The organism is Thermomonas mangrovi (assembly GCF_028201335.1).
Lineage (GTDB): Bacteria > Pseudomonadota > Gammaproteobacteria > Xanthomonadales > Xanthomonadaceae > Thermomonas > Thermomonas mangrovi.
On record NZ_JAPEVV010000004.1, the window covers coordinates 15,974 to 36,544 of the forward strand.

Sequence of the window (20,571 nt, forward strand, 5' to 3'; positions counted from 1 at the left end):
CGACCGGTCAGCGCACCTGCGCCAGCCAATCCTCGAGGTTGTAGTAATTGGTCACGCGCGCGATGACGCCGTCGCGGAGGGCGAAGAACGCACCGCCGGGCAGCACGTAGTGCTGGCCCTGCGCGGGCGGCAGGCCGTCGTCCGCCTGCAGGTAGTCGCCGTGCACCACGTATTCGGCGGCGGCGCGCGTGCCGTCCGGCGAGGCCATGACCACCACGTCGCGCAGCTGCTCGCGGTAGCAGCGCGCCATGCGGTCCTGGAACGCGGCGAAGGCGGCCTTGCCGGTCTCGCGCGGCCCCTGGTTGAGGTCGTGGACCACATCCTCGGCCAGCAGTGCCTGCATGCCCGCCCAGTCGCCGCGGTTGAACGCCGCGTAATAGGCCAGCACCAGTTCGGTGGCGCGGTCGTGGGCGCGGGTGCCGTCGATCTTCACGTGGTCGGTCCTTGGGTGGCGGCTGGCAGCAGGGCGGGCAGGGCGTCGAGGTCGAGGTTGCCGCCGGACAGCACCAGCCCGACCTTGCGCCCGGCGAAGCGCGCACGATACGCGAGCACCGCGGCCAGCACGATGGCCGAGGAGGGTTCGACCAGTTGCTTCATGTGGCTGGCGACCAGGCGCAACGCGGCAAGGGTGGCGTCGTCGTCCACGGTCAGCACCTCCGCACCCGCCGCCTGCAGCAGGGCGAAGTTCGGTGCGCCCAGGGTGCCGCGCAGGCCATCGCATACGGTGTCGGGGGTGAACGCGTGGTCGAGCATGCCGCGCGCGAACGAACGCGCGCCGTCGTCGGCGCCCGCGGGCTCGGCCAGGTACAGGCGGCAGCCGGGTGCGAGCGCCTGCATCGCCAGCGCGGTGCCGGCGGCCAATCCGCCACCGCCGAGCGGTACCACCAGCGCATCGAGGTCCGGATGCGCGGTCAGCAGTTCGAGCGCGGCGGTGCCCTGCCCGGCGATGACCCGCGCATCGGTGTAGGGATGCACGACGGTCGCGCCGGTGTCGGACTGCACACGTGCGCAGGCGGCCTCGCGCGCGTCGATGGTCGGTGCGCAGCGATGCAGGATCGCGCCCGCGCGTTCGATCGCCGCGAGCTTGGCCTGCACCGCGCCCTCCGGCACCACCACGTGGCAGGGGATGCCGCGCACGCGCGCGGCCAGCGCCAGCGCCGCGCCGTGGTTGCCGGACGAATGCGTGGCGACGCCGCGCGCCGCGACCTCGTCCGCCAGCGACCACACTGCATTGCAGGCGCCGCGGAACTTGAACGCACCGACCCGCTGCAGGTGCTCGGCCTTGAAGTGCAGGTGGGCGCCGGCCGCCTCGTCGAGCGATCGGCTCCGCAGCACCGGCGTCACGTGGGCATGCGGGGCGATGCGCGCGGCGGCATCGAGGACATCAGCGAAGCCGGGCAGGACGTCGGGTGCGGGCATCGCCGCATGCTAGCGCAGCCGACGCCGGCTGAATCGTTCAGGCGCGGCGTCGCCCGGCCTGTCAGGATTAAGCACGGATTCAATCCGCCGGCACGACGCTGGCGCCACGCACACGGGGATCCCACGCCATGCTTCGCAAGTTCCTGCTCCCGGCCCTCGCCACCGCCCTGCTGGCCGGTTGCGCGACCGGCTACACCTATCGCGGCGGCAGCGGCGACTACTACTACGGTCGCCCGCAGGTCGAGTACCGCACGGTCGGGCCGTACGGGTACCCCGGCTTCGGGGGTTACTTCGGTTACGGGATCGGCTACGGCGCGTACGGGCCCTATGGGCTGTTCGGGTATGGATACCCCTACGGCTACTACGGTTCTCCCTACTGGGGACCGTGGCATCCACGTCCGCCGCGCCCAGGCCACGGCCACGGGAATGGCGATGCCGACGCCGATGGCGACGATCGCCCGCCGCCGTGGCGCGACTTCGGCCGGATGGCACCGCGCGAGGGCGTGCGCCGCGCCGACGATGCGCCGCGCGCGCGCGATCGCGCCCCGGCACCCGTGCGCGAACAACGCGCCTTCGAACGTCGGCCGCAGATGCCGTCGATGCGCGACGCAGGCGACGGCGGGTCGCCGATCGGGCGCGCCGTCCGCGGCGCGCGCCGCAGCGGCGGGAATCCGGCCGACTAAGCGTGCGCTTCGTCACGATCGTGGCCATTCGTGTGCCCCTGCCTGACCAGAAACGTCACTCAGCGACCCGGAAGGGGTAAGCTCAGCCCATGCCGGCGACTTGTGGGGACCTCCGGATCCCCCCTGTTCCGTCACCCTGCAGTCGCCGGCACCTTTTTCCCGAGCGGGATGGATGGCCCCAAAAAAATGAGGGCCGAACGTCCCCCGACATTCGGCCCTCCAGCGTCCTCGCCTTGCGCAAGACCGGCCCCTGTTCAGTCCGGCCATCGCCCGTTAAGCGTGCCACGGCGAGTGCTGGATAGGTAAAAGCAGGAAGCGTGCCAAGTAAGCGGGGCTTGTGGAAAACCACCACTATCGCGTCTGCTGCACGTGGCCATCGCATGCGTCGCGTCCGCATCGCCCGGTGTCCTGCGCACCCCGGTCAGGCAAAGGTCCTGCGCGAACCCGCACTAGAATGTGCCGCCCCTGAAACCGCGTCGCGGTCGTGCCCGGGGCATGGCCGTTCCGTTCGGCTGCGGCCGGGCCGGGTGTCGCCGACGGTGCCGGCACGCGCCACGCATGAGCCACGCATGAGCGATTCCTTCTACAACTTCGATGTCATCGTCATCGGCGGCGGGCATGCCGGGCGAGCGCGCGGCGATCGCGACGCATCGCTTCGCGCCGCGCCGAGCGCCCGAGGCAGGAGCCGACGGCGGGGTGACCCGGCGAGCGCACGGCGCGCGAGCCTGGTCACTGACGTTGCCGTCAGGAGCGATCCATGAGCGACTCTTTCTACACCTTCGACGTCATCGTCATCGGCGGCGGGCATGCCGGCACCGAGGCCGCGCTGGCCGCCGCCCGCGCCGGCGCGCGCACGTTGCTGCTCACCCACGGCATCGAAACTGTGGGCGCGATGAGCTGCAACCCGGCGATCGGCGGCATCGGCAAGGGCCACCTGGTGAAGGAGATCGACGCGCTGGGCGGGATCATGGGGCGCGCCGCGGATGCCGCCGGCATCCAGTGGCGCGTGCTCAACGCCAGCAAGGGCCCGGCGGTGCGGGCCACGCGATGCCAGGCGGATCGCGCGTTGTACCGGAGCTACGTCCGTCGCGCGGTGGAAACGCAACCCAACCTCACCGTGTTCCAGGCCGCGGTCGACGACCTCGTGATCGAGCAGGACGCCGTGCGCGGCGCGATCACCAACACCGGCCTGCGCTTCCATGCGCCGGCGGTGGTGCTGACCGCCGGCACGTTCCTCGCCGGCAAGATCCACATCGGCGAGACCCAGTACGCCGCCGGCCGCATGGGCGACCCGCCTTCCACCGCGCTGGCCCACAAGCTGCGCGAGGGCCGCTTCGTGGTGGACCGGCTGAAGACCGGCACGCCGCCGCGCATCGACGGGCGCACGCTCGATTATTCGAAGATGGTGGAGCAGCCCGGCGACGACCCGCGCCCGGTGATGTCGTTCATGGGCGACCACGCGGACCAGCCCGCGCAGGTCAGTTGCTGGATCACCCAGACCACCGAGCGCACCCACCAGCTGATCCGCGATGCCTTGCATCGCAGCCCGCTGTATTCGGGCCAGATCGAGGGCATCGGCCCGCGCTATTGCCCGTCGATCGAGGACAAGGTGGTGCGCTTTGCCGAGAAGGCCAGCCACCAGGTCTTCGTCGAGCCCGAAGGCCTCACCGTCACCGAGATCTACCCGAACGGCATCAGCACCTCGCTGCCGTTCGACGTGCAGCTGGAACTGGTGCGCAGCATCGTCGGCTTCGAGCAGGCGCACATCACCCGCCCCGGCTACGCGATCGAATACGACTTCTTCGATCCCCGCGGGCTGAAAGCCTCGCTGGAAACCAAGGCGGTGGCGGGGCTGTTCTTCGCCGGGCAAATCAACGGCACCACCGGCTACGAGGAGGCGGCCGCGCAGGGCCTGCTGGCCGGCGCGAACGCGGCGCGCCACGTGCGCGGTGAGGACGCGTGGACCCTGCGCCGCGACGAGGCCTACCTCGGCGTGCTGGTCGACGATCTGGTCACCCAGGGCACCAGCGAGCCGTACCGCATGTTCACCAGCCGCGCCGAATACCGCCTGCAGCTGCGCGAGGACAATGCCGACGCGCGGCTCACGCCGGTCGGGCGCGCGCTTGGGCTGGTCGACGATGCGCGCTGGGAACGCTTCAGCCGCAAGCGCGAGGCGGTCGCGGCCGAGACCGCGCGGCTGGCGGCGATCTGGGCCGCGCCGAACAATGCGCTGGGCGCCGCGCTCGGCGCACACCTCGGCGTGGAGGTCAGCCGCGAGAACAACGCGCTGGACCTGCTGCGCCGGCCGGAGCTCGACTACGCCGCGCTGATGCGCGTGCCCGGGCTCGGACCGGCGGTGGACGATGCCAAGGTCGCCGAGCAGGTCGAAATCGAGACGAAATACGCCGGCTACCTCGACCGCCAGCGCGAGGAGATCGCGCGCCAGCGACGCAACGAAACCACCGCGATCCCCGATGCCTTCGATTACGCGCAGGTGCATGGCCTGTCGGCCGAGGCCCTGCAGAAGCTGCAGCACGTGCGGCCGCAGACGGTGGGCCAGGCGCAGCGCATCCCCGGGATGACGCCGGCAGCGATCTCGCTGCTGCTGGTGCACCTGGAGCGCCAGCGCCGCGAACGCGCGGCCTGAACCGGCGGCAGCGGTATCCTGCGCGGATGCACATGCGCCCCCGCGTCGCCCTCGCCCTCGCCTTGCCCTTGCTGGCCGCCTGCGCGCGCCAGCCGGAACCAACGGTGGTCGCCGCCAATGGCGATTACCGCGTGCAGGTGTGGCCGTTGCCGGCGGCCGCGGGCGCGGCCTCGCCGGACCTGAGCCTGGCCCCGGGCGGTCGCCTGCTGCTGAGCTGGATGAGCCGCCAGCCGGGCCGACGCAACGCGCTGCAGTTCGCCTCGTGGAGCCGCGACGGCGGTTGGCAGAGCCAGCCGCGCACGATCGCGGTGGGCCAGTCGCTGGTCGCCAACTGGGCCGATGTCCCGCACCTGCGGGCCACCCCGGACGGGGCGCTGTGGGTGCAGTGGCTGCAGGCCGATCCCGGCAATCCGTCGGGCTACCACGCGGTGCTGGCGCGTTCGCGCGATGGCGGCATGCGCTGGGAGCAGATGACCCGCATCAACGATGACGCCGGCCCGGGCGAGCACGGCTTCGCCGCGCTGTGGCCGATCGGCGGCGACCGCCTCGGCGTGGCCTGGCTGGATGGCCGCGCGCAGGGCATGGCCGGCCACGACCACGCCGGGGTGCATGCTGGCGCGATGCAGTTGCGTACGAATGCGTTCGACATGGACCTCGGCCGCGGCAGCGATGCGGTGGTCGACGCGGCCACCTGCGACTGCTGCCAGACCGACGTCGCCATGACCGATCGCGGTCCGCTGCTGGTCTACCGCGACCGCGGCGAAGACGAGGTCCGCGACATCGCCAGCGCGCGCTTCGAGGGCGGCCGCTGGACTTCCCCTACGACCGTGCATGTCGATGGCTGGCAGGTCAGCGCCTGCCCGGTCAACGGCCCCGCGGTCGCGGCGCGCGGCAACGCCGCGGTGGTCGCGTGGTACAGCGAGGCGGGTGGCACACCCTCCGTACGCTTGGCGCGCAGCACCGATGCCGGCGATCGCTACGCCGCGCCGGTGGTGGTCGACCAGGGCGTCGCGGTCACCGGCCAGGTCGACGTCGCCCTCGACGGCGACCAGGCATGGGTGGCTTGGCTGCGCGAGGACGCCACCGGGCAAACCCTGATGCTGGCCCGCTACGCGCCCGACCTGTCGAAGCCGCTGCAGCGGATCGAGGTCGCGCGGCCGGCGGGCCGCGGCCATGCCACCGGCAGCCCGCGGCTGGTCGCCGACGGCGGCAGCGCGTGGCTGGTGTGGACCGATGTCGCCGACGGCGTGGCGCACCTGCAGGGCGCGCAGCTGGTGCGGTGAGCGCGCCTACTTCTCCGTTCGCCAGTTGACCGACGCGCGGTTCTCGAAGGTGCTGGATTCGACCTGGATGTCGAAGCCCTTGCGCAGCAGGTACTTCAGCATCAGCACCTGGCCGCTGCCGACCAGCGACACGCCGTAGCCGACATAGAGCTTGGGCGAGAGGTACTTGCCGACGCTGAGCACGTCACCGCCCAGCGCGCGCGATTCGGTGACGCCGGCGTCGTCCAGCCCCAGCCGCGCGCCGAGTTCCGCCGCGATCAGCCCGGAGCCGGCATTCAGCGCCGACTTCGCCGCTCCCAGCTGGCGCGCCTCGGCGCCGGTCACGGTCGACAGCGGGCGGCCGAGGGTCAGGTAGGCCAGCGCTTCCGATTCGCTCTTGGCCGGATTGGAGTACACCGTCGCGCGCGGCGCGGAGGCGCTGCCTTCGACGCGGATGCCGGCGGTGACGTCGCCGACCACGCGCTCGGCGCGCACGTCCAGGCGCGGGTCGCCGATCTCGCTGTTGGACCACAGCAGGCGCCCGCGGGTGATCTGCAGGTTCTGCCCGTAGGCGCGGTAACGGCCGGCCACGTCCAGCGCACCGGTCGCGCGCATGTCGCGGCCCGGCGCTTCGCGCACCCGCAGGCTGCCGCCGAGCGTGCCCGACAGCCCGAAGCCGTCGATCTTCACCGCCTCGCCCATCTCCACCGCGATGTCGAGGTCGAGCATGGTCGGGGTCGAGGGGCGGGTCGGGTCCACCGGATCCAGCACCACCACGTCCGGCGACGGCGAGATGCCCATGTCGAGCCGGTCGAGGTGGATGTCGGCGCTGGGCACGCGCACCTTGCCGGTCACCTGCAGCGGCTGCCCGGCGCGGTAGCGCACCACCACGTCGGGCGAGGCCACCGCGCGCAGCTGGCGGGTTTCCGCGACCAGCACGTCCTGGCCGCGCACGTTGAGCACCAGCGGCACCTCGTCGTCGCGCCAGCCCAGGCTGCCGTCCACCTGCAGGGTGCCGCCGCCGGAGCGCACCTGGCCGACGATGCGCGCGCTGCCGTCGGCCTGGGCGTCCATCCGCACGTCGCCCTGTTCCAGCGCGATCCCGAGCGCCGGCAGTTCCGCGGCGAAGTCCTGCAGCCGGCCTTGGCCGCCGATCGCCGGCTGCGCGCGGGTGCCGCCAAGGCGCAGGTCGAGGTCGAGCTTGCCGGTGGGTTCGACGATATCGGGCGAGAACAGCTCCAGCGCGGTGAGCTCGTCGGTGCGCAGCCGCAGCTGGCCGTCGAGCGGCGCGAACGCGTCCCAGCCGGTGGCCACCCGCGCGACCACCACGCCGTCGTCGTCGAGGCCCGCGTGCAGCGTGGCCTGCAGCTGGCGGGGATCGAAGTCGGCATCCAGCTTGAGGTCGCGATAGCCGATCACGTCGCGGCGCGCACGCGGGCGGTTGCGCACCCCGCCGCGGTCCGAGGTCAGGGTGGCGGTGCCGCGCCAGCTGGCGCCCACCGCGCGCAGCCCGGCGACCAGATCGGCGCTGCCGCTGAACACCCACGGGCGGCCATCGCTGCGTTCCGGCAGGTAGGGCACCAGCAGGGCCAGCGGCAGCCCGCTGCCGCGCAGGTCCAGCCCGCGCCGCGGCCAGTCGGCATCGGCGCACAGGTCGCCGCCGTCCGCCGCGCGCAGGCAGGCTTGCGACAGGCTGCCGTTGCGGCCATCCCAGCCCCAGCGCGCCGGTGCCTGCAGGGTCCAGCGGCTGCCCATCGCAGGATCGAGCGCGAGCGTCGCCAGCGTCCCGGACCAGCGCGCGCCGTTGCGCGCCGCATCGCCGCGCAGGGCGACGGTGCCGTATTCGGACTGCGCGTTCGCGTCCACCTGCAGCCGCTCCACTGCGCCGCGCAGGGTGGCCTGCAACCCGGTCAGCGGGATCCCGGCCTCGAGCCCGCGCGCATCCACCACCAGGCTGCCGGCGCCGCGCGCCCACGGCAGCGCGCCGCGGGCGACGAGGTGGTCGGCGCGGTAGTCGCCGAACGCGATGCCATCGCCCGCCAGGTCGACGTCGAGGTCGGGGGTGCTGCGCGCGCCGCGCAGCGCCAGGCGCCCGCGCAGCACGCCGCGGCCATCGGGGAGCAGGTCGTCCAGCCGCAGCGGCGCGAACGTGGCGTCCACCTCGATCGCCTGCGCGATGCGTCCGCGCGCCTCGATCCGGCTGTCGCCGAGGCGCAGCGCGACGTCGCCGCTGTAGGCATCGCCGTCGACGTGCAGCGCGCTGCGCCCGGACAGCGGGCGCTTGCGCAGGGTCCCGCCGAGACGCGACGCCTCGACGTCGGCGAGCAGGCGGCCGTCGTCGCGGATCGCGCCGGAGGCCAGCACCACGCCATCGACGGCGCCGGGCCAGTCGGGCGCGAAGTAGCCGGGGTCGAAGCCGGCCAGCGTCGCCTTCGAGGTCCAACTCAGCCGGGGCGTCCAGGTGATCTCGCCGGCGCCCTGCAGGCGGCCTTGCGGCATCGTCGCGCTCAGCGCATCGATGCGCAGGCCGTCGCGGTGGCCAAGTCCGGTCAGGTCCACGGTCGCGCGTTCCTGGCCGCGTTGCAGGCGCGCCTGGCCTTTCACCCCCCAGCGCTCCAGCGTGCCGGCCACGCCCAGGTCGGCATCGCCGGCGATGGTGGTCGCGCCGTCGGCGCTGCGCCAGCGCAGTCCACGCGCATTCACGGCGAGCTTGACCGCGGTCTTCGCCGGATCGGCCAGGTCGGCCACGCCGTTCGCGGAGATCCGCCCGTCGTACAGGTCCAGCACCAGGGGCTGCAATTGCAGGCGGCGATCCTCCAGCGCCAGCCGCGAGGGCTGCAGGGTCGTCGCGAACTCGCCCTGCCGGAGCGTGCCCTGCACGGTGGCGCGGCCGCCGTCGCCGTCGGCGACGAGGTCGAAGGCGATCGGGGTCGCCGGCTCGCCGCCGCTGAGCAGGCCGGGGTCCACCGCTTCGCTGGCCGCGCGCAGGCGCCAGCGCGGTGCGTCCTTGTCGCCACGCAGGGTGAGGGTGGCGCGAGTCGGCGCCGGGAGGCGGCCGGCGATGGCCACGTCCATCCGCGACAGGTCGCCCTTGGCGACCAGTCCGAGGCGCGGGGCGGTGCGCCCGGCCGGGGCCGGCAGCACCGCGGTGGCGACCAGGTCGGTGCGGTAGTCCTCGCGCGGGAGGTAGTCGCCATGCGCGGCGAAGCGGCCGCGGTCGCTGTCGACGTCGAGGTTGGCCACCTGCAGGCGCCCGGGGCCGGCGCGCAGGCCGGCGCGCGCGCTGCGGATCGCCACCATCGGCTCGCCCTCCTGCAGCACCTGCAGGCGGTCGATGCGGACGTGGTCGGCTTCCAGCGCCAGCGGCGGGGCGATCTGCGGCAGCACGTCGGGCCAGGTCGGCAGCTCGAACGGCGTGTCGCTGCGCGGCAGGTCGAGGCGCGCACCCTCGATCGCCAGCGCATCCAGCCGCAGGGTCCGGCCGAGCAGCGGGCGCAATGCGGGATCCAGGGTCACCGCGTCGGCATCGAACACGATCCGCCCCATCGCGCAGCTCGCCTGCGCGGTCGTCACGCAGTCCGGGTCGCGTTGCCGCGGCATCGAGACATGCACGCCGCGCAACACCATCGGCCCGGACGCCGGGCCTTCGGCGGCGCGCCAGGTCAGCACGGTGCCGGCCGGCAGCCGCGCCACGACCTGCCGCAGCAGCAGGTCGCGGCCGCCGATGGTGGACAGCAGCCAGTACAGCAACGCGGCGACCCCGATCGCCAGCAGCAGGGTGCCGATGCCGCTGCGCAGGGCGATCCGCCGCTGGCGCTGCCGGCGCAGCACGCGCAGTTCGGCGATCCGCGCCTCGCGCTGCGCACGCGTGGCGTCGGCCGGCAACGGGTCCAGCCCGTAGCGGCGATAGCGGTCGTAGCGTTCGCGCCAGCTCACAGGTCGGCCCCGATCGCGAAGTGCAGGGTGAACGGCGAATCCGGCGACTTCAGCCCGCGCGCGATGTCGATCCGCACCGGCCCCACCGGCGAGCGCCAGCGCACGCCAAAGCCGACGCCGGTGTGCATGTCGGGGCGCTTGCCCTCGAAGGCGCTGCCGCTGTCGACGAACACCGCGGCGCCCCACGGACCCTTGAAGTAGCGCTCGTACTCGACGCTGGCGGTGACCACGTTGGAGGCGCCGGTGTAGTAGACATCGCCGTCCACTTCGACCCGCGGCCCGATCTCGTGCCAGTCGTAGCCGCGCACGCTGCGGTCGCCGCCGGCATAGAAGCGCAGGCTGGGCGGCAGGTCGAGGAAGCTGCCGCTGAACGTGTGCCCGGCCTCGCCGCGCAGGATCAGCTTGCTGTCGGCATCGAAGCCATGGAACCACTGCACGCGCGCATGCACCTGCAGGAAGGTGGTGTTGCCGTCCGCACCGCCGCGCCCGCCGCGCAGCAGGAGCGTGCCGCCCGCACCGCGGCGCGGGTCGAGGCGGTCGTCGACGTCGACGTAGGTCGCCTCCAGCGCCGGGAACACATAGCTGCCGTAGCGGTAAGGCAAGGGCGACAGGCCGCCCTCGCCATCGTCGGCGACGTTGATCAGCCAGCGCTCGCGCAGCACGTGCAGCGAGGCCAGCAGGTTGAGATGGTCGTTGTACTGGCCGCTGCGGCTGGCCACGAATTCGACGCGGCGGCTGTTGATGTAGGGGTTCACCTCGTCCACCGCCTGCAGGCTGGCGGTGTACCAGCCATCCAGCCAGGCGAAGGCCGGCACCTTGTACTGCAGGGTCAGCGCCTTGCGGTCCTTCGCATAGTCGAGCTGGGCCAGCGCCTTGTGGCCGAGGCTGTTGAGGTAGCGGCGCTCGACCCCGAGGTTCACGCCGGGGCCGCTGATCGTGCCGTAGCTGGCGCCGACGGTGTAGATGCTGCGCGGCGCGGGGCTCAGGCTGACCTCCACCGGCACCGTGCGTTCGCTGGCGTTCTCCGGCAGCGCCGACACGTCCACCAGCCCGAAGTAGTCCAGCGCCACCAGCGAGCGCCGCAGCCGGTCCAGCTTGGCGGCGTCGTAGGGCGCGCCGGGTTCCCAGTTCACCAGCTTCTGCAGCAGGTCGTCGCGGATGATCGGCTTGGGGTCCTGCTGGAAGCGCGCTTCGCCCAGGCGGTAGCGTTCGCCGGTGGTCCAGCGCAGGTCGATGTCGGCAGCGAAGTCCGCGCGGGTGACCTCGACCCGGTGGCTGGCGAGGTCGGCATCGAAATAACCGTGCTGCAGCAGGGCATTGGAGATCCGCTTCTTGCCGGCCTCGTACACGGTGTGGTCGAGCACCGCGCCCTCGCGCGGTGCGAACGCGGCCAGCGCTTCGCGCACGCCGCCGTCCCCGGCCCCCGGCCCGTCGACATCGACCTGTTCGCGGCGCACGCGCACCGGCTCGCCGAGCACGATCTGGATGTCGACGGTCAGCGTGCGCTTGGGATCGCGCCGCGGGGTCGTGGACGCGGCGGCGGGCGCACCGCCGTCGGTGCCGGCCTCGTCGCCGTCATCGGGATCGTCGACCGCGTCGGCATCGGTCGCCGGCGGTTCCGCGCGCTGCCCCACCGGCAGGTCGCGGTCGCTGCGGCGGATGGTGATGGTCGGCGAGTAGTAGCCGAACGGTTCCAGCGCTTCGCGGGTCTCGCGCTCGGCCTGGCGCAGCAGGTAGTTCAGCCGGCGCGCGCTGAGGTCCTTGTCGAGCTCGTCGTTGAGCGACAGCGCGGTGCGCACGTTCTGCGCGACCGCGGGGTCGGCCACGCCCTGGATGTCGATGCGCGCGACCTTGGCCGCGCAGGCGGGACCCGCCACCAGGCAGGCGGCGAGGGCAAGGCCCAGGCGGTGGGGGAGGCGGGGCATGCCGGCAGGATACCGGGCCGGCATGACGCCACGGTAGATGCGATGCCTACTGCAGCCAGGCCTTGATCTTGCGCTTGAACCAGCCGTCGCGCGCAACGCCGCCGGCCATGCCGCCGCGCTTGTAGGTCTCCAGGTAGTGGCGCACGTGCTTGGCGTAGGCCTTGTCGTCGCCGCGGATGTGGTTGAACAGCCAGCGCGCGAGCATGCCCTTGAGCTCGGCGGCGATGTCCTCCCCGGCTTCGAAGCGCATCCGGTATTCGCTGACCCGGCGCACGAACATGTCGTGCACGCGCTTGTGCGCGGGGCCGAAGGAATAGCCGGACTCCTCCATCAGCTCTTCCTCGAACGCGAAGTGCGAGAGGGTGTAGTCGATCAGTTCCTCCAGCACGGTGGCCAGGCCTTCGCGGCCCTTGGCCTCGCCGAGCTGGTTGATCAGCGCGACGATGCGCTGGTGTTGCTGGTCGATGACGTCGATGCCGGTTTCTCGAGTTCGTCCTGCCAGACGAGGAGGGTCATCGCGATGCTCCCGATGGGGGTGTATCGCGAAGCCAGGGCGCCTGCGCGCCCCGCAGATTGATGGGAATCAACCGCCGGGCGCGGTCAGGTCGACAGATGCTCGATCGCGGCCACGCTGCCCAGGCGGTCGGCCAGGCGCTTGAGCAGGGCCAGCCGGTTCGCGCGCAGCGCCGGGTCCTCGGCGTTCACCATCACCGCGTCGAAGAAGGCGTCGACCTGCGGCCGCAGCCGCGCCAGGTGCGCCAGCACATCGACGTAGTCGCCGTGCGACAGCGCATGGCCGGTGTCGTCGTACGCCGCTTCCACCGCCTCCGCCAGCGCGCGCTCGGCGGGCTCGACGAGCAGTCGCGTGTCCTCCATGCCGGGGATGGCGATGTCGGCCTTCTTCAGGATGTTGCCGATGCGCTTGTTGGCCGCGGCCAGCGCCGCCGCCTCCGGCAATTGCGCGAAGGTGCCGATGGCGTCGATGCGGCGGTCGAAGTCGTACAACGACTTCGGCTTGCGCTCCGCGACCGCGTTGAAATGCGCGGCCGGCACGCCCTTGTCGGCGTAGTAACCGCGCAGGCGGTCGAGGATGAAGTCGTAGATTTCTTCTCGGTGCGCGTAAGCCTTGGCAATCCGCATTTCATCTTCAGATTTCCCAGACAGCGCCGGGAAAGCTTGATCGGGAATTGCTTCCAATGCCGCGCCGATCGTGTGCGACAAATTCAGCTCGAACCCGCTCTCGATGATCGTGCGCGCCAGCCCCAGCGCATTGCGGCGCAGCGCGAACGGGTCCTTGTTGCCGGTCGGCTTGAGCCCTGCGGCGAAGCCGCCGGCCAGGGTGTCCAGGCGCTCGGCGATCGCCAGCACCTTGCCCACGCCGGACAGCGCGATGTCGTCGCCGGCGAAGCGCGGCTGGTAGGCCTCGTCGATCGCCAGCGCGACCTCGGCCGGCTCGCCGGCATGGGTGGCGTAATGGCGGCCGGCGATGCCCTGCAGCTCCGGGAACTCGTTGACCATGCGGCTCTGCAGGTCGTTCTTCGCCAACATCGCGGCGCGCCTGGCCAGCGCCGCATCCACGCCGACCTGCGGGGCGATCGCCTCGGCCAGCGCGGCGACCCGCGCCACCTTGTCGGCCACGCTGCCCAGCCTGGCCTGGTAGGTGACCGTCTTCAGGCCGTCGCCCATCGCGGCGAGCCCTTGCTTGAGGTCTTCGTCGAAGAAGAACTTGGCGTCGGCGAAGCGCGGGCGGATCACGCGCTCGTAGCCCTTGCGGATCTCCGACGGGTCCCTGGACGCGATGTTGGCGATGCCGATGAAGTGCTCGGTGAGCCGGCCGCCGGCATCCAGTACCGGGAAGAATTTCTGGTTGGTCTCCATGGTCGCGACCAGCGCTTCCTGCGGCACCGCCAGGAACTCGCGCTCGAATGCGCAGGCCACCGCGACCGGCCATTCGTTGAGGCAGTTGACCTGCTGCAGGTTGTCCTCGTCGATGCGCGCGCTGCCGCCGGCGGCCCTGGCCGCGCCCTCGACCTCGGCGATGACGCGCGCGCGGCGCTCGTCGGGATCGACCAGCACGTGGGCTGCGCGCAGCGCCTCGACGTAGGCGGACGGCGCGGCGATCGGCACGTCGCCGCCGTGCAGGAAGCGATGCCCGCGGCTGGCACGGCCGGCGCGGATGCCCAGCGCCTCGAGCGCGACCACCTCGTCGCCGAACAGCGCGACCAGCCAATGCAGCGGACGCGCGAAGCCATAGGCATGGGCGCCCCAGCGCATCGGCTTGGGGATCGGCATCCCGGCCAGGGCGTCGTCCAGCACCCCCTGCAGGAGGTCGGCGGTGCGCGCGCCCGGGGTCACCGCGCGATGCACGAAGCGCGCGCCCTTGGCGTCGGTGGTTGTCTGCAGCGCGGTCCAGTCCACCCCGGCCTTGGCGGCGAAGCCTTCCAGCGCGCGGGTCGGCCTGCCTTCGGCATCCAGCGCGATGTTGAGGTAGGGCCCCAGCACCTCGCTGGCCTGCTCGGGTTGCTCGGTGGCCACGCCGGGCAGCAGCACCGCCAGCCGGCGCGGCGAATACAGCGGCTTGGCGTCGCCGGCCTGCACCGCGACGCCGCGCTTGCCCAGCGCCGCCACCACGCCGTCGAAGAAGGCCTGGGCCAGCCCCGGCAGGGCCTTGACCGGCAGTTCCTCGGTACCGAGTTCGATCAGCAGGGGGGCAAGGCCAGTCACGCGGGGCTCCGACATTCCAGGGGGACAAATGAGAAAGGGCAGCGGCCGGATCCGGCGCGCTGCCCTGTTTCCGTGCGGCCGGTTACTTTACCCGACCGCGCCCCCGCGGGCCTCAATACACCACGAAGATCGCGCGGCAGCCGTCGTCCACCCACAGCTGGCGGCCATCCACGCCCCAGCTGCGGCCGTACACGCAACTGGTGTTGCTGAGCTGGCGACGGATCTCCGCATGGCCGCGGCGGTCGATGTAGCCGCAGCTGCGGTAGCGGCCGTCCTGCGACTCGCAGCGGATCTCGCGGCCATAGCTGTTGTTGCCGTAGCCGTAGTCGTAGTTGCTGTCGTAGCCGTTGTAGTAGCCGTCGTTGTAATGGTTGTTGTTGTCGTGGCGGTCGTGGTCGTGGCTGGCGATCGCGGCGGCGGCGATCGCGCCCAGCACCAGCGCGCCGGCGACCTTGGCGCCATCCGAACTGCCGGAGTGCGATCCCACGCGGAATTCCGCGCGGCAGCCATGGGTGACCCAGATGCGGTTGCGGTCGTAGCCCCAGGTGTCGCCCTGCCAGCAGCCCTTGCTGCTGAGCTGGCGGGTCAGGGTCACGCCACCGGTGGTGCTGACCGGGCAGGAACGGTAGTTGCCGTCCTGCGATTCGCAGCGGATGGTGGATTGCGCCGCGGCGGTGCCGGCCGCGCAGAGCAGCAGCAGGCCGGCGAACGCGGCGAGGATGCGATGGTGGCTGCGCATGTCACTGCCCTCCCTGGGCAAGGCCGGCGCGGCCTGCCTCGATCTCGTCGCGGCTCAGGCAGCCGTTGCCGTCCTTGTCGAAGCCGGCGAAGCGCACGGTGTAGGCGTCCTGCCAGGCTTCCAGCGCGATCGGCCGTTCCGGGGTGGTTTCCATCGGCCCCGGCGGCGCCTCGGCGGCGTCCAGCGTGCCGTCGTGGTTGGCATCCAGCGCGTGGTAGCGGCGGCTGGTGTAGTTGCGGCCTTCCTCGAGGTCGACGCAACCATTGCCGTTGCGGTCCAGCATCTCGACCACCTTGTCGAGCGGCAACGCGCCGATCGGCGGTGGCGCCTTCTTCTGTGCCTGGGCGATGCCCATGCATGACAACAGCGCCGCGGCGATCGCCGCGACGGACATGCCTCGCGATTTCATGCGTGCTTCCCTTGGGAGCCGGCGACCCGGACGGGTCGCTCCCACGACCCCGCGTGGCCGATCTTACGCCGGCGCGGTCGTCGCCTCTGTCGGCTTTGCGCTGACACCCGGCCCTGCTTTCAGGCCCGGGAAGCCGAGCTTCTCGCGCTGCGCGAAGTACGCCTCGGCCACCGCCTGCGCCAGCTTGCGCACGCGCAGGATGTAGCGCTGGCGTTCGGTCACCGAGATCGCGCGGCGCGCGTCGAGCAGGTTGAAGCTGTGGCTGGCCTTGCACACCTGGTCGTAGGCCGGCAGCGGCAGGCCGGCCTCGACCAGCTTCAGTGCCTCGGCTTCGCAGGCGTCGAAGCGGTGGAAGAGCTCCTCGACGTTGGCGTGCTCGAAGTTGTAGGCGCTCTGCTCGCGCTCGTTCTGCAGGAACACGTCGCCGTAGGTGACCACGCCCTGCGGGCCGACCGTCCACACCAGGTCGTAGACGTTGTCGCAGTTCTGCAGGTACATGCAGAGCCGCTCCAGGCCGTAGGTGATCTCGCCGAGCACCGGCCGGCATTCCAGGCCGCCGGCCTGCTGGAAATAGGTGAACTGGGTGACTTCCATGCCGTTGAGCCAGACCTCCCAGCCCAGGCCCCAGGCACCGAGCGTCGGCGACTCCCAGTTGTCCTCGACCAGGCGCAGGTCGTGCACCTGCGGGTCGATGCCCAGCGCCTTGAGCGACTCGAAATACAGCTCGACGATGTTGTCGGGGTTGGGCTTCATCACCACCTGGTACTGGTAGTAATGCTGCAGGCGGTTCGGGTTCTCGCCGTAACGGCCGTCGGTGGGGCGGCGGCTGGGCTGTACGTACGCCGCGTTCCACGGTTCGGGGCCCAGCGCGCGCAGGAAGGTGGCCGGGTGGAAGGTGCCGGCGCCGACTTCCAGGTCCAGCGGCTGGATCAGCACGCAGCCCTGCGCCGCCCAGTAGGCGTTGAGGCGCTGGATGAGGTCCTGGAACGTGATCGTGGCGGTCATGCGGGCTGGCAACGGCGGCGTGGCTGGCTAGTATAAGTGCCGATGTCGCCGCCCTTCCTGATCATCGAGACCGGCCAGCCGGTCGCGCCGATGCGCCGCCACGGCAGCTTCGCGCACTGGATCCGGGTGGCCGCGGGACTGGAGCGCGACGCGGCGGTGGTGGTCGACGTCGAACGCGGTGACGCCTTGCCGGCGCGCGCGGGATTCGCCGGCGCCATCGTCACCGGTTCGGCGGCGATGGTCACCGAGCGCCTGGACTGGAGCGAGCGCAGCGCGGGCTGGTTGCGCGAAGCCGCGCACGCCGGCCTGCCGCTGCTCGGCATCTGCTACGGCCACCAGCTGATCGCCCACGCGTTGGGCGGCGAGGTCGGCGACAACCCCCGTGGCCGCGAGATGGGCACGGTGTGCATCGAACTGGCCGATGCCGCCCGGGAGGACCCCTTGTTCGCCGGCCTGCCGGCGCGTTTCCCGGCGCAGGCCACCCATCTGCAGAGCGTGCTGCGGCTGCCCCCGGGCGCCACCGTGCTCGCCCGCAACCCGCACGATGCCTGCCACGCGTATCGCTGGGGCACGCGCGCCTGGGGCGTGCAGTTCCATCCGGAATTCGCCACCGGGCACATGCGTGGCTACATCCGCGCCCGCGCCGACGCGCTCGCCCGCGAGGGCCGCTGCAGCGCGCGGATGGCGCGCGAGGTGGCCGCCGCGCCGCATGCACGGGGGGTGCTGCGGCGGTTCGTGCGGCAGGCGCGCGGGGGGCGCGCTCCGGTATCCTGAGCGCATTCGACGCGAGGGATGCCATGGAGATTCGCAAGCTGCCGATCGGCCAGGGACTGGCATGGTTCCGGCAGGCCATCGACCTCGGGGCGCGCAACCCGCGCGCGGTGTTCGGCGCGGCCCTGCTGTTCCTGCTGGCCTTGTACGCGGTGGCCCTCGTCTTCGCGATCGTCGGCGCGATGGTGGTGGGCCAGGGCGCAGCGCCCGCGGCCGGCCAGGGCCCCGACTTGCGCGATGCATTGATCGTCGCCGCCCCGCTGTTCCTGGTGGTGATGGTGCTGGTCCCCATCCTGCTGGGCGGGTTGATGCACGTGATCCGCGAAACCGAATCCGGGCGACCGGTGCGCGCCCGCGACGTGTTCCTGCCGCTGCGCTCGCCGGCGGGCCGGCGGCTTGCGGGCATCGGCCTGGTGCAGGTGGCGTTGACCGCGGTCGGTGGCCTGCTGGTCGCCGCGCTGGCCGGGGAAGACTACTGGCGCAACTATGCCGCCGCGATGCAGTCGGCCATGCAGGGGCAGATGGAGCAGGTGCCGCAGCCAGATCACGCGGGCCTGTTGATGCTGCTGCAGTTCCTGCTCAACTACGTCAGCTACGTGCTGGTGATGTTCGCCATCCCGTTGATGCTGTTCTCGGGTGCGCGCCTCGGCGAGGCGGTCAAGGCGACGCTGCAGGCTGGCCTGCGCAACCTTGGCGCCAACCTGCTGGCCGGCGTGTTGTTCATCGGCGCGTTGCTCGCGGCGACGCTGGCGTTCGCCCTGGTCGCGCTGGTGCTGGGGCTGGTCGGCGGCGCGGTGCACCCGGTGCTCGGCAACCTGCTGGTGGCGATGGCCGGGCTGGGCTTCGTCGCCGGCGTGCTGGTATTGCTGGTGGGCGGCGGTTACCTGGCCTGGCGCGACACCTTCGGCGAAGGCCCTGCTGCGATGCCTGGCGACGTGCACGGCATCGAGGTCTGACCCCTACACGCCGCCCAGGGCCTGCAGCAGGCCCGCGTCCAGCCATGCCTGCAGCGCACGCAGCAGGGCGCCAGCCGCGACGATGCCTGCGAGCGCCTGCAGCGCCAGCCACGCCTTCGCCCAAACGGGAAGCGGGCGGGCGGCGTCCGCCACCACGCGGGTGCCGCTGAGGCGGTCGTGCAGGGCCAGATGCGGCGGCACCGCCGCCAGCGCATGCCCCAGGTTGAGGCTCAGCCAGGACAGACCGGCAGCCAGGTGGCGCAGCAGCGCCCGACCGACGCCGAGCCGCCGGCCCTGCGCGTCGACCACGCGCAGGCCGAGCAGGCGCTTGCCCGGGGTGGCCTGCCAGCGCGAGGCCTCGAAGGCGACCGCCCAGGCCAGGGCCAGCACGGCGTACAGCAGTGCCGGCGCCAGCAGCAGGCTGGCGACCGCGGCTTCCAGCGCGCGGATCGCTGCGGCCAGGCGCGGGTCGGCCAGCCATTGCGCGGCGAGCGTGGTGGGCGGGGCGAGCCCCGCATCCAGCAGCTGGTCGAACAGCCGCGGCAATTGCGCCTGCAGGGCGCGGCCGGCCTCGAGAAGTGCGGCCCAGTCGGCGCGCCAGCGCGCGGCCCCCAGCCAGGCCACCAGCGGCGCCAGGCAGGCCGCGTCGAGCGACCACGCGGCGTAGCGTGCCCAGAACCGCGCGTTGACGGGCTCAGCCGGCGCGCGCGCCATCCGCCGACCGTCGCGGCGTGACCAGCACCGAGGCCAGGATGCCGGCTTCGTAGAGCAGGACCATCGGGATCGCCAGCATCAGCTGGCTGACCACGTCGGGCGGGGTGACGATCGCCGCGATGATGAAGATGCCGACCACCGCGTAGCCGCGCGCCTCGCGCAGCTGGGCCGGGGTCACCCAGCCGAGCAGGGACAAGATCACCAGCGCGACCGGCAGCTCGAACGCCAGCCCGAACGCCAGGAACATGACCAGCACGAAATCGAGGTAGGCGCCGATGTCGGTCATCATCGCCACCCCGGCCGGGGTCACCTTGGTGAGGAAGCCGAACACCATCGGCAACACCAGGAAGAAGGCGAAGGCGCAGCCGGCGTAGAACAGCGACAACGCGGACGCCAGCAGCGGCAGCGCCAGCTTCTTTTCGCGCTGGTACAGCCCGGGGGCGACGAAGGCCCAGGCCTGGTAGAGCAGCCACGGCATCGACAGCATCAGCGCGGCGAAGAAGGCCAGCTTCATCGGCGCGAAGAACGGCGAGGCCACCTGGGTCGCGATCAGCTGGCCGCCCTTGGGCAGCTTGTCGAGCAGCGGCTGCGCGAGCAGCGCGTACAGCTTGTTGGCGAATGGCAGCAGGCACACCAGCACCACCACCAGGCCGACGAAGCCGCGCAGCAGCCGCGAGCGCAACTCGAGCAGGTGCGCGATCAACGGGCGTTCGAGGTCGTCGCCGGCGTCAGCCATCCTGTCCTCCGCGCGGCGTGGTGGCCGGGCCTGCCGGCGCGGTCGCCTCGAAGGCGAGGGCCTCCGCATCCGCTGGCGCGTCGTCGGACGGACCGGCGGTCGCCGGCTCGGCACCGGCCCCCGCCGCGGCTTCGGCAGCCTGGCGGGCACGCGCGGCCTCGCTGGCGATGTCGCGGAATCCGGCTTCGGCCTCGTCCAGCGCGCGCCGGCTGTCCTGCAGGCTGCGCTTGAGCTCCTCGCTGGCCAGTTCCTGTTCCAGCTCCGACTTCACCGAGTACCACTGCGCGCGCGCCTTGCGCACCCACAGGCCGGCGAAGCGCGCCGCCTTGGGCAGCCGCTCCGGCCCGAGCACGACCAGCGCGACCACGGCGACCACCAGCATCTCGCCGAAGGAGAAATCGAACATCGGTGGCGCCGCGTGGCTTAGCGGGCGACGTCGTCGTGCTCGCGCTGCTCGGTCTTGGCCGAGGCGCCGTCGTTGCCGAGGTGGCCGGCGGGCTTGCCCTCGTCGCCGGTCATGCCCTTCTTGAACTCGTTGACGGCCTTGCCCAGGTCGCGCGCGCCGGAGGTCAGGCGCTTGGTGCCGAACACCAGCAACACGATCGCCAGGACGATCAGCCAGTGCCAGATGCTGAAGCTACCCAT

The 20,571-nt window shown here is 72.1% G+C and carries 18 protein-coding genes and 1 pseudogene; 6 read left to right on the forward strand and 13 right to left on the reverse strand.

The genetic code is table 11. The features are described 5' to 3' along the window. Positions 1–7: 7 nt before the first annotated feature. Both ON759_RS08030 and ON759_RS08035 read right to left on the reverse strand, forming a co-directional pair. Complete coding sequence (locus ON759_RS08030) at positions 8–433, reverse strand: ketosteroid isomerase-related protein (RefSeq protein WP_271679854.1); 426 nt, start codon at positions 431–433, stop codon at positions 8–10. Further along, entirely contained in the window at positions 430–1,419 is a 990-nt protein-coding gene (locus ON759_RS08035) for a pyridoxal-phosphate dependent enzyme (protein ID WP_271679855.1), read from the reverse strand. Before ON759_RS08035 ends, ON759_RS08030 begins: the two co-directional genes overlap by 4 nt. A gap of 128 nt (positions 1,420–1,547) precedes the next feature. Here ON759_RS08035 and ON759_RS08040 point away from each other — a divergent pair, with 128 nt between their 5' ends. The 4 genes from ON759_RS08040 (at position 1,548) to ON759_RS08055 (ending at position 6,032) form a co-directional block, all read left to right on the forward strand. After that, positions 1,548–2,102: a hypothetical protein gene (locus ON759_RS08040; RefSeq protein WP_271679856.1), complete on the forward strand. Its 555-nt coding sequence runs from the start codon at positions 1,548–1,550 to the stop codon at positions 2,100–2,102. A gap of 569 nt (positions 2,103–2,671) precedes the next feature. Further along, positions 2,672–2,863 carry a hypothetical protein gene (locus ON759_RS08045; protein ID WP_271679857.1) on the forward strand — a complete coding sequence of 64 codons (192 nt, stop codon included), beginning with the start codon at positions 2,672–2,674 and terminating at the stop codon, positions 2,861–2,863. Then, on the forward strand, positions 2,860–4,749 hold the full coding sequence (mnmG, locus tag ON759_RS08050; RefSeq protein ID WP_271679858.1) for a tRNA uridine-5-carboxymethylaminomethyl(34) synthesis enzyme MnmG: 1,890 nt from the start codon (positions 2,860–2,862) through the stop codon (positions 4,747–4,749). Before ON759_RS08045 ends, mnmG begins: the two co-directional genes overlap by 4 nt. 26 nt (positions 4,750–4,775) lie before the next feature. Further along, complete coding sequence (locus ON759_RS08055) at positions 4,776–6,032, forward strand: sialidase family protein (RefSeq protein WP_271679859.1); 1,257 nt, start codon at positions 4,776–4,778, stop codon at positions 6,030–6,032. Between the two features lie 6 nt (positions 6,033–6,038). Here the strand turns inward: ON759_RS08055 and ON759_RS08060 are convergent, their stop codons facing one another. The 7 genes and pseudogenes from ON759_RS08060 to glyQ all read right to left on the reverse strand — a co-directional run bounded on the left by ON759_RS08060 (position 6,039) and on the right by glyQ (position 16,749). Beyond that, complete coding sequence (locus tag ON759_RS08060; protein ID WP_271679860.1) at positions 6,039–9,947, reverse strand: translocation/assembly module TamB domain-containing protein; 3,909 nt, start codon at positions 9,945–9,947, stop codon at positions 6,039–6,041. Then, positions 9,944–11,872, reverse strand: a complete 1,929-nt coding sequence (locus tag ON759_RS08065; protein WP_271679861.1) for an autotransporter assembly complex protein TamA — start codon at positions 11,870–11,872, stop codon at positions 9,944–9,946. The genes ON759_RS08060 and ON759_RS08065 overlap by 4 nt, the downstream gene beginning before the upstream one ends. A gap of 46 nt (positions 11,873–11,918) precedes the next feature. Beyond that, positions 11,919–12,388 (reverse strand): annotated as a pseudogene (locus tag ON759_RS08070) (bacteriohemerythrin). 84 nt (positions 12,389–12,472) lie between these two features. Further along, positions 12,473–14,611 (reverse strand): glycine--tRNA ligase subunit beta, encoded by a 2,139-nt coding sequence (gene glyS / locus ON759_RS08075; RefSeq protein ID WP_425608462.1) that lies wholly within the window; start codon positions 14,609–14,611, stop codon positions 12,473–12,475. A gap of 97 nt (positions 14,612–14,708) precedes the next feature. Further along, complete coding sequence (locus tag ON759_RS08080; protein WP_271679863.1) at positions 14,709–15,335, reverse strand: DUF3011 domain-containing protein; 627 nt, start codon at positions 15,333–15,335, stop codon at positions 14,709–14,711. A 1-nt stretch (position 15,336) separates the two neighbouring features. Continuing rightward, positions 15,337–15,744, reverse strand: coding sequence for an EF-hand domain-containing protein (locus ON759_RS08085; RefSeq protein ID WP_271679864.1), 408 nt, complete (start codon positions 15,742–15,744; stop codon positions 15,337–15,339). Between the two features lie 63 nt (positions 15,745–15,807). Continuing rightward, a complete protein-coding gene (gene glyQ, locus ON759_RS08090) occupies positions 15,808–16,749 on the reverse strand; it encodes a glycine--tRNA ligase subunit alpha (protein WP_271679865.1) in 942 nt (313 codons plus the stop codon). Between the two features lie 42 nt (positions 16,750–16,791). Here glyQ and ON759_RS08095 point away from each other — a divergent pair, with 42 nt between their 5' ends. Both ON759_RS08095 and ON759_RS08100 read left to right on the forward strand, forming a co-directional pair. Beyond that, positions 16,792–17,523 carry a glutamine amidotransferase gene (locus ON759_RS08095; RefSeq protein ID WP_271679866.1) on the forward strand — a complete coding sequence of 244 codons (732 nt, stop codon included), beginning with the start codon at positions 16,792–16,794 and terminating at the stop codon, positions 17,521–17,523. Positions 17,524–17,546: 23 nt separating this feature from the next. Then, positions 17,547–18,476: a hypothetical protein gene (locus ON759_RS08100; protein ID WP_271679867.1), complete on the forward strand. Its 930-nt coding sequence runs from the start codon at positions 17,547–17,549 to the stop codon at positions 18,474–18,476. 3 nt (positions 18,477–18,479) lie between these two features. On the opposite strand, the gene ON759_RS08105 is transcribed toward ON759_RS08100, so the two are convergent. The 4 genes from ON759_RS08105 to ON759_RS08120 are packed head-to-tail and all read right to left on the reverse strand — an operon-like array spanning position 18,480 to position 20,571. Beyond that, on the reverse strand, positions 18,480–19,190 hold the full coding sequence (locus ON759_RS08105) for an RDD family protein (RefSeq protein WP_271679868.1): 711 nt from the start codon (positions 19,188–19,190) through the stop codon (positions 18,480–18,482). After that, the gene (gene tatC / locus ON759_RS08110; protein ID WP_271679869.1) at positions 19,171–19,926 is read right to left on the reverse strand and encodes a twin-arginine translocase subunit TatC; all 756 of its coding nucleotides are present in this window, start codon (positions 19,924–19,926) and stop codon (positions 19,171–19,173) included. The genes ON759_RS08105 and tatC overlap by 20 nt, the downstream gene beginning before the upstream one ends. Then, positions 19,919–20,332 carry a Sec-independent protein translocase protein TatB gene (gene tatB, locus ON759_RS08115; protein ID WP_271679870.1) on the reverse strand — a complete coding sequence of 138 codons (414 nt, stop codon included), beginning with the start codon at positions 20,330–20,332 and terminating at the stop codon, positions 19,919–19,921. The genes tatC and tatB overlap by 8 nt, the downstream gene beginning before the upstream one ends. Positions 20,333–20,349: 17 nt before the next feature. Further along, positions 20,350–20,571 (reverse strand): Sec-independent protein translocase subunit TatA, encoded by a 222-nt coding sequence (locus ON759_RS08120; RefSeq protein WP_271679871.1) that lies wholly within the window; start codon positions 20,569–20,571, stop codon positions 20,350–20,352.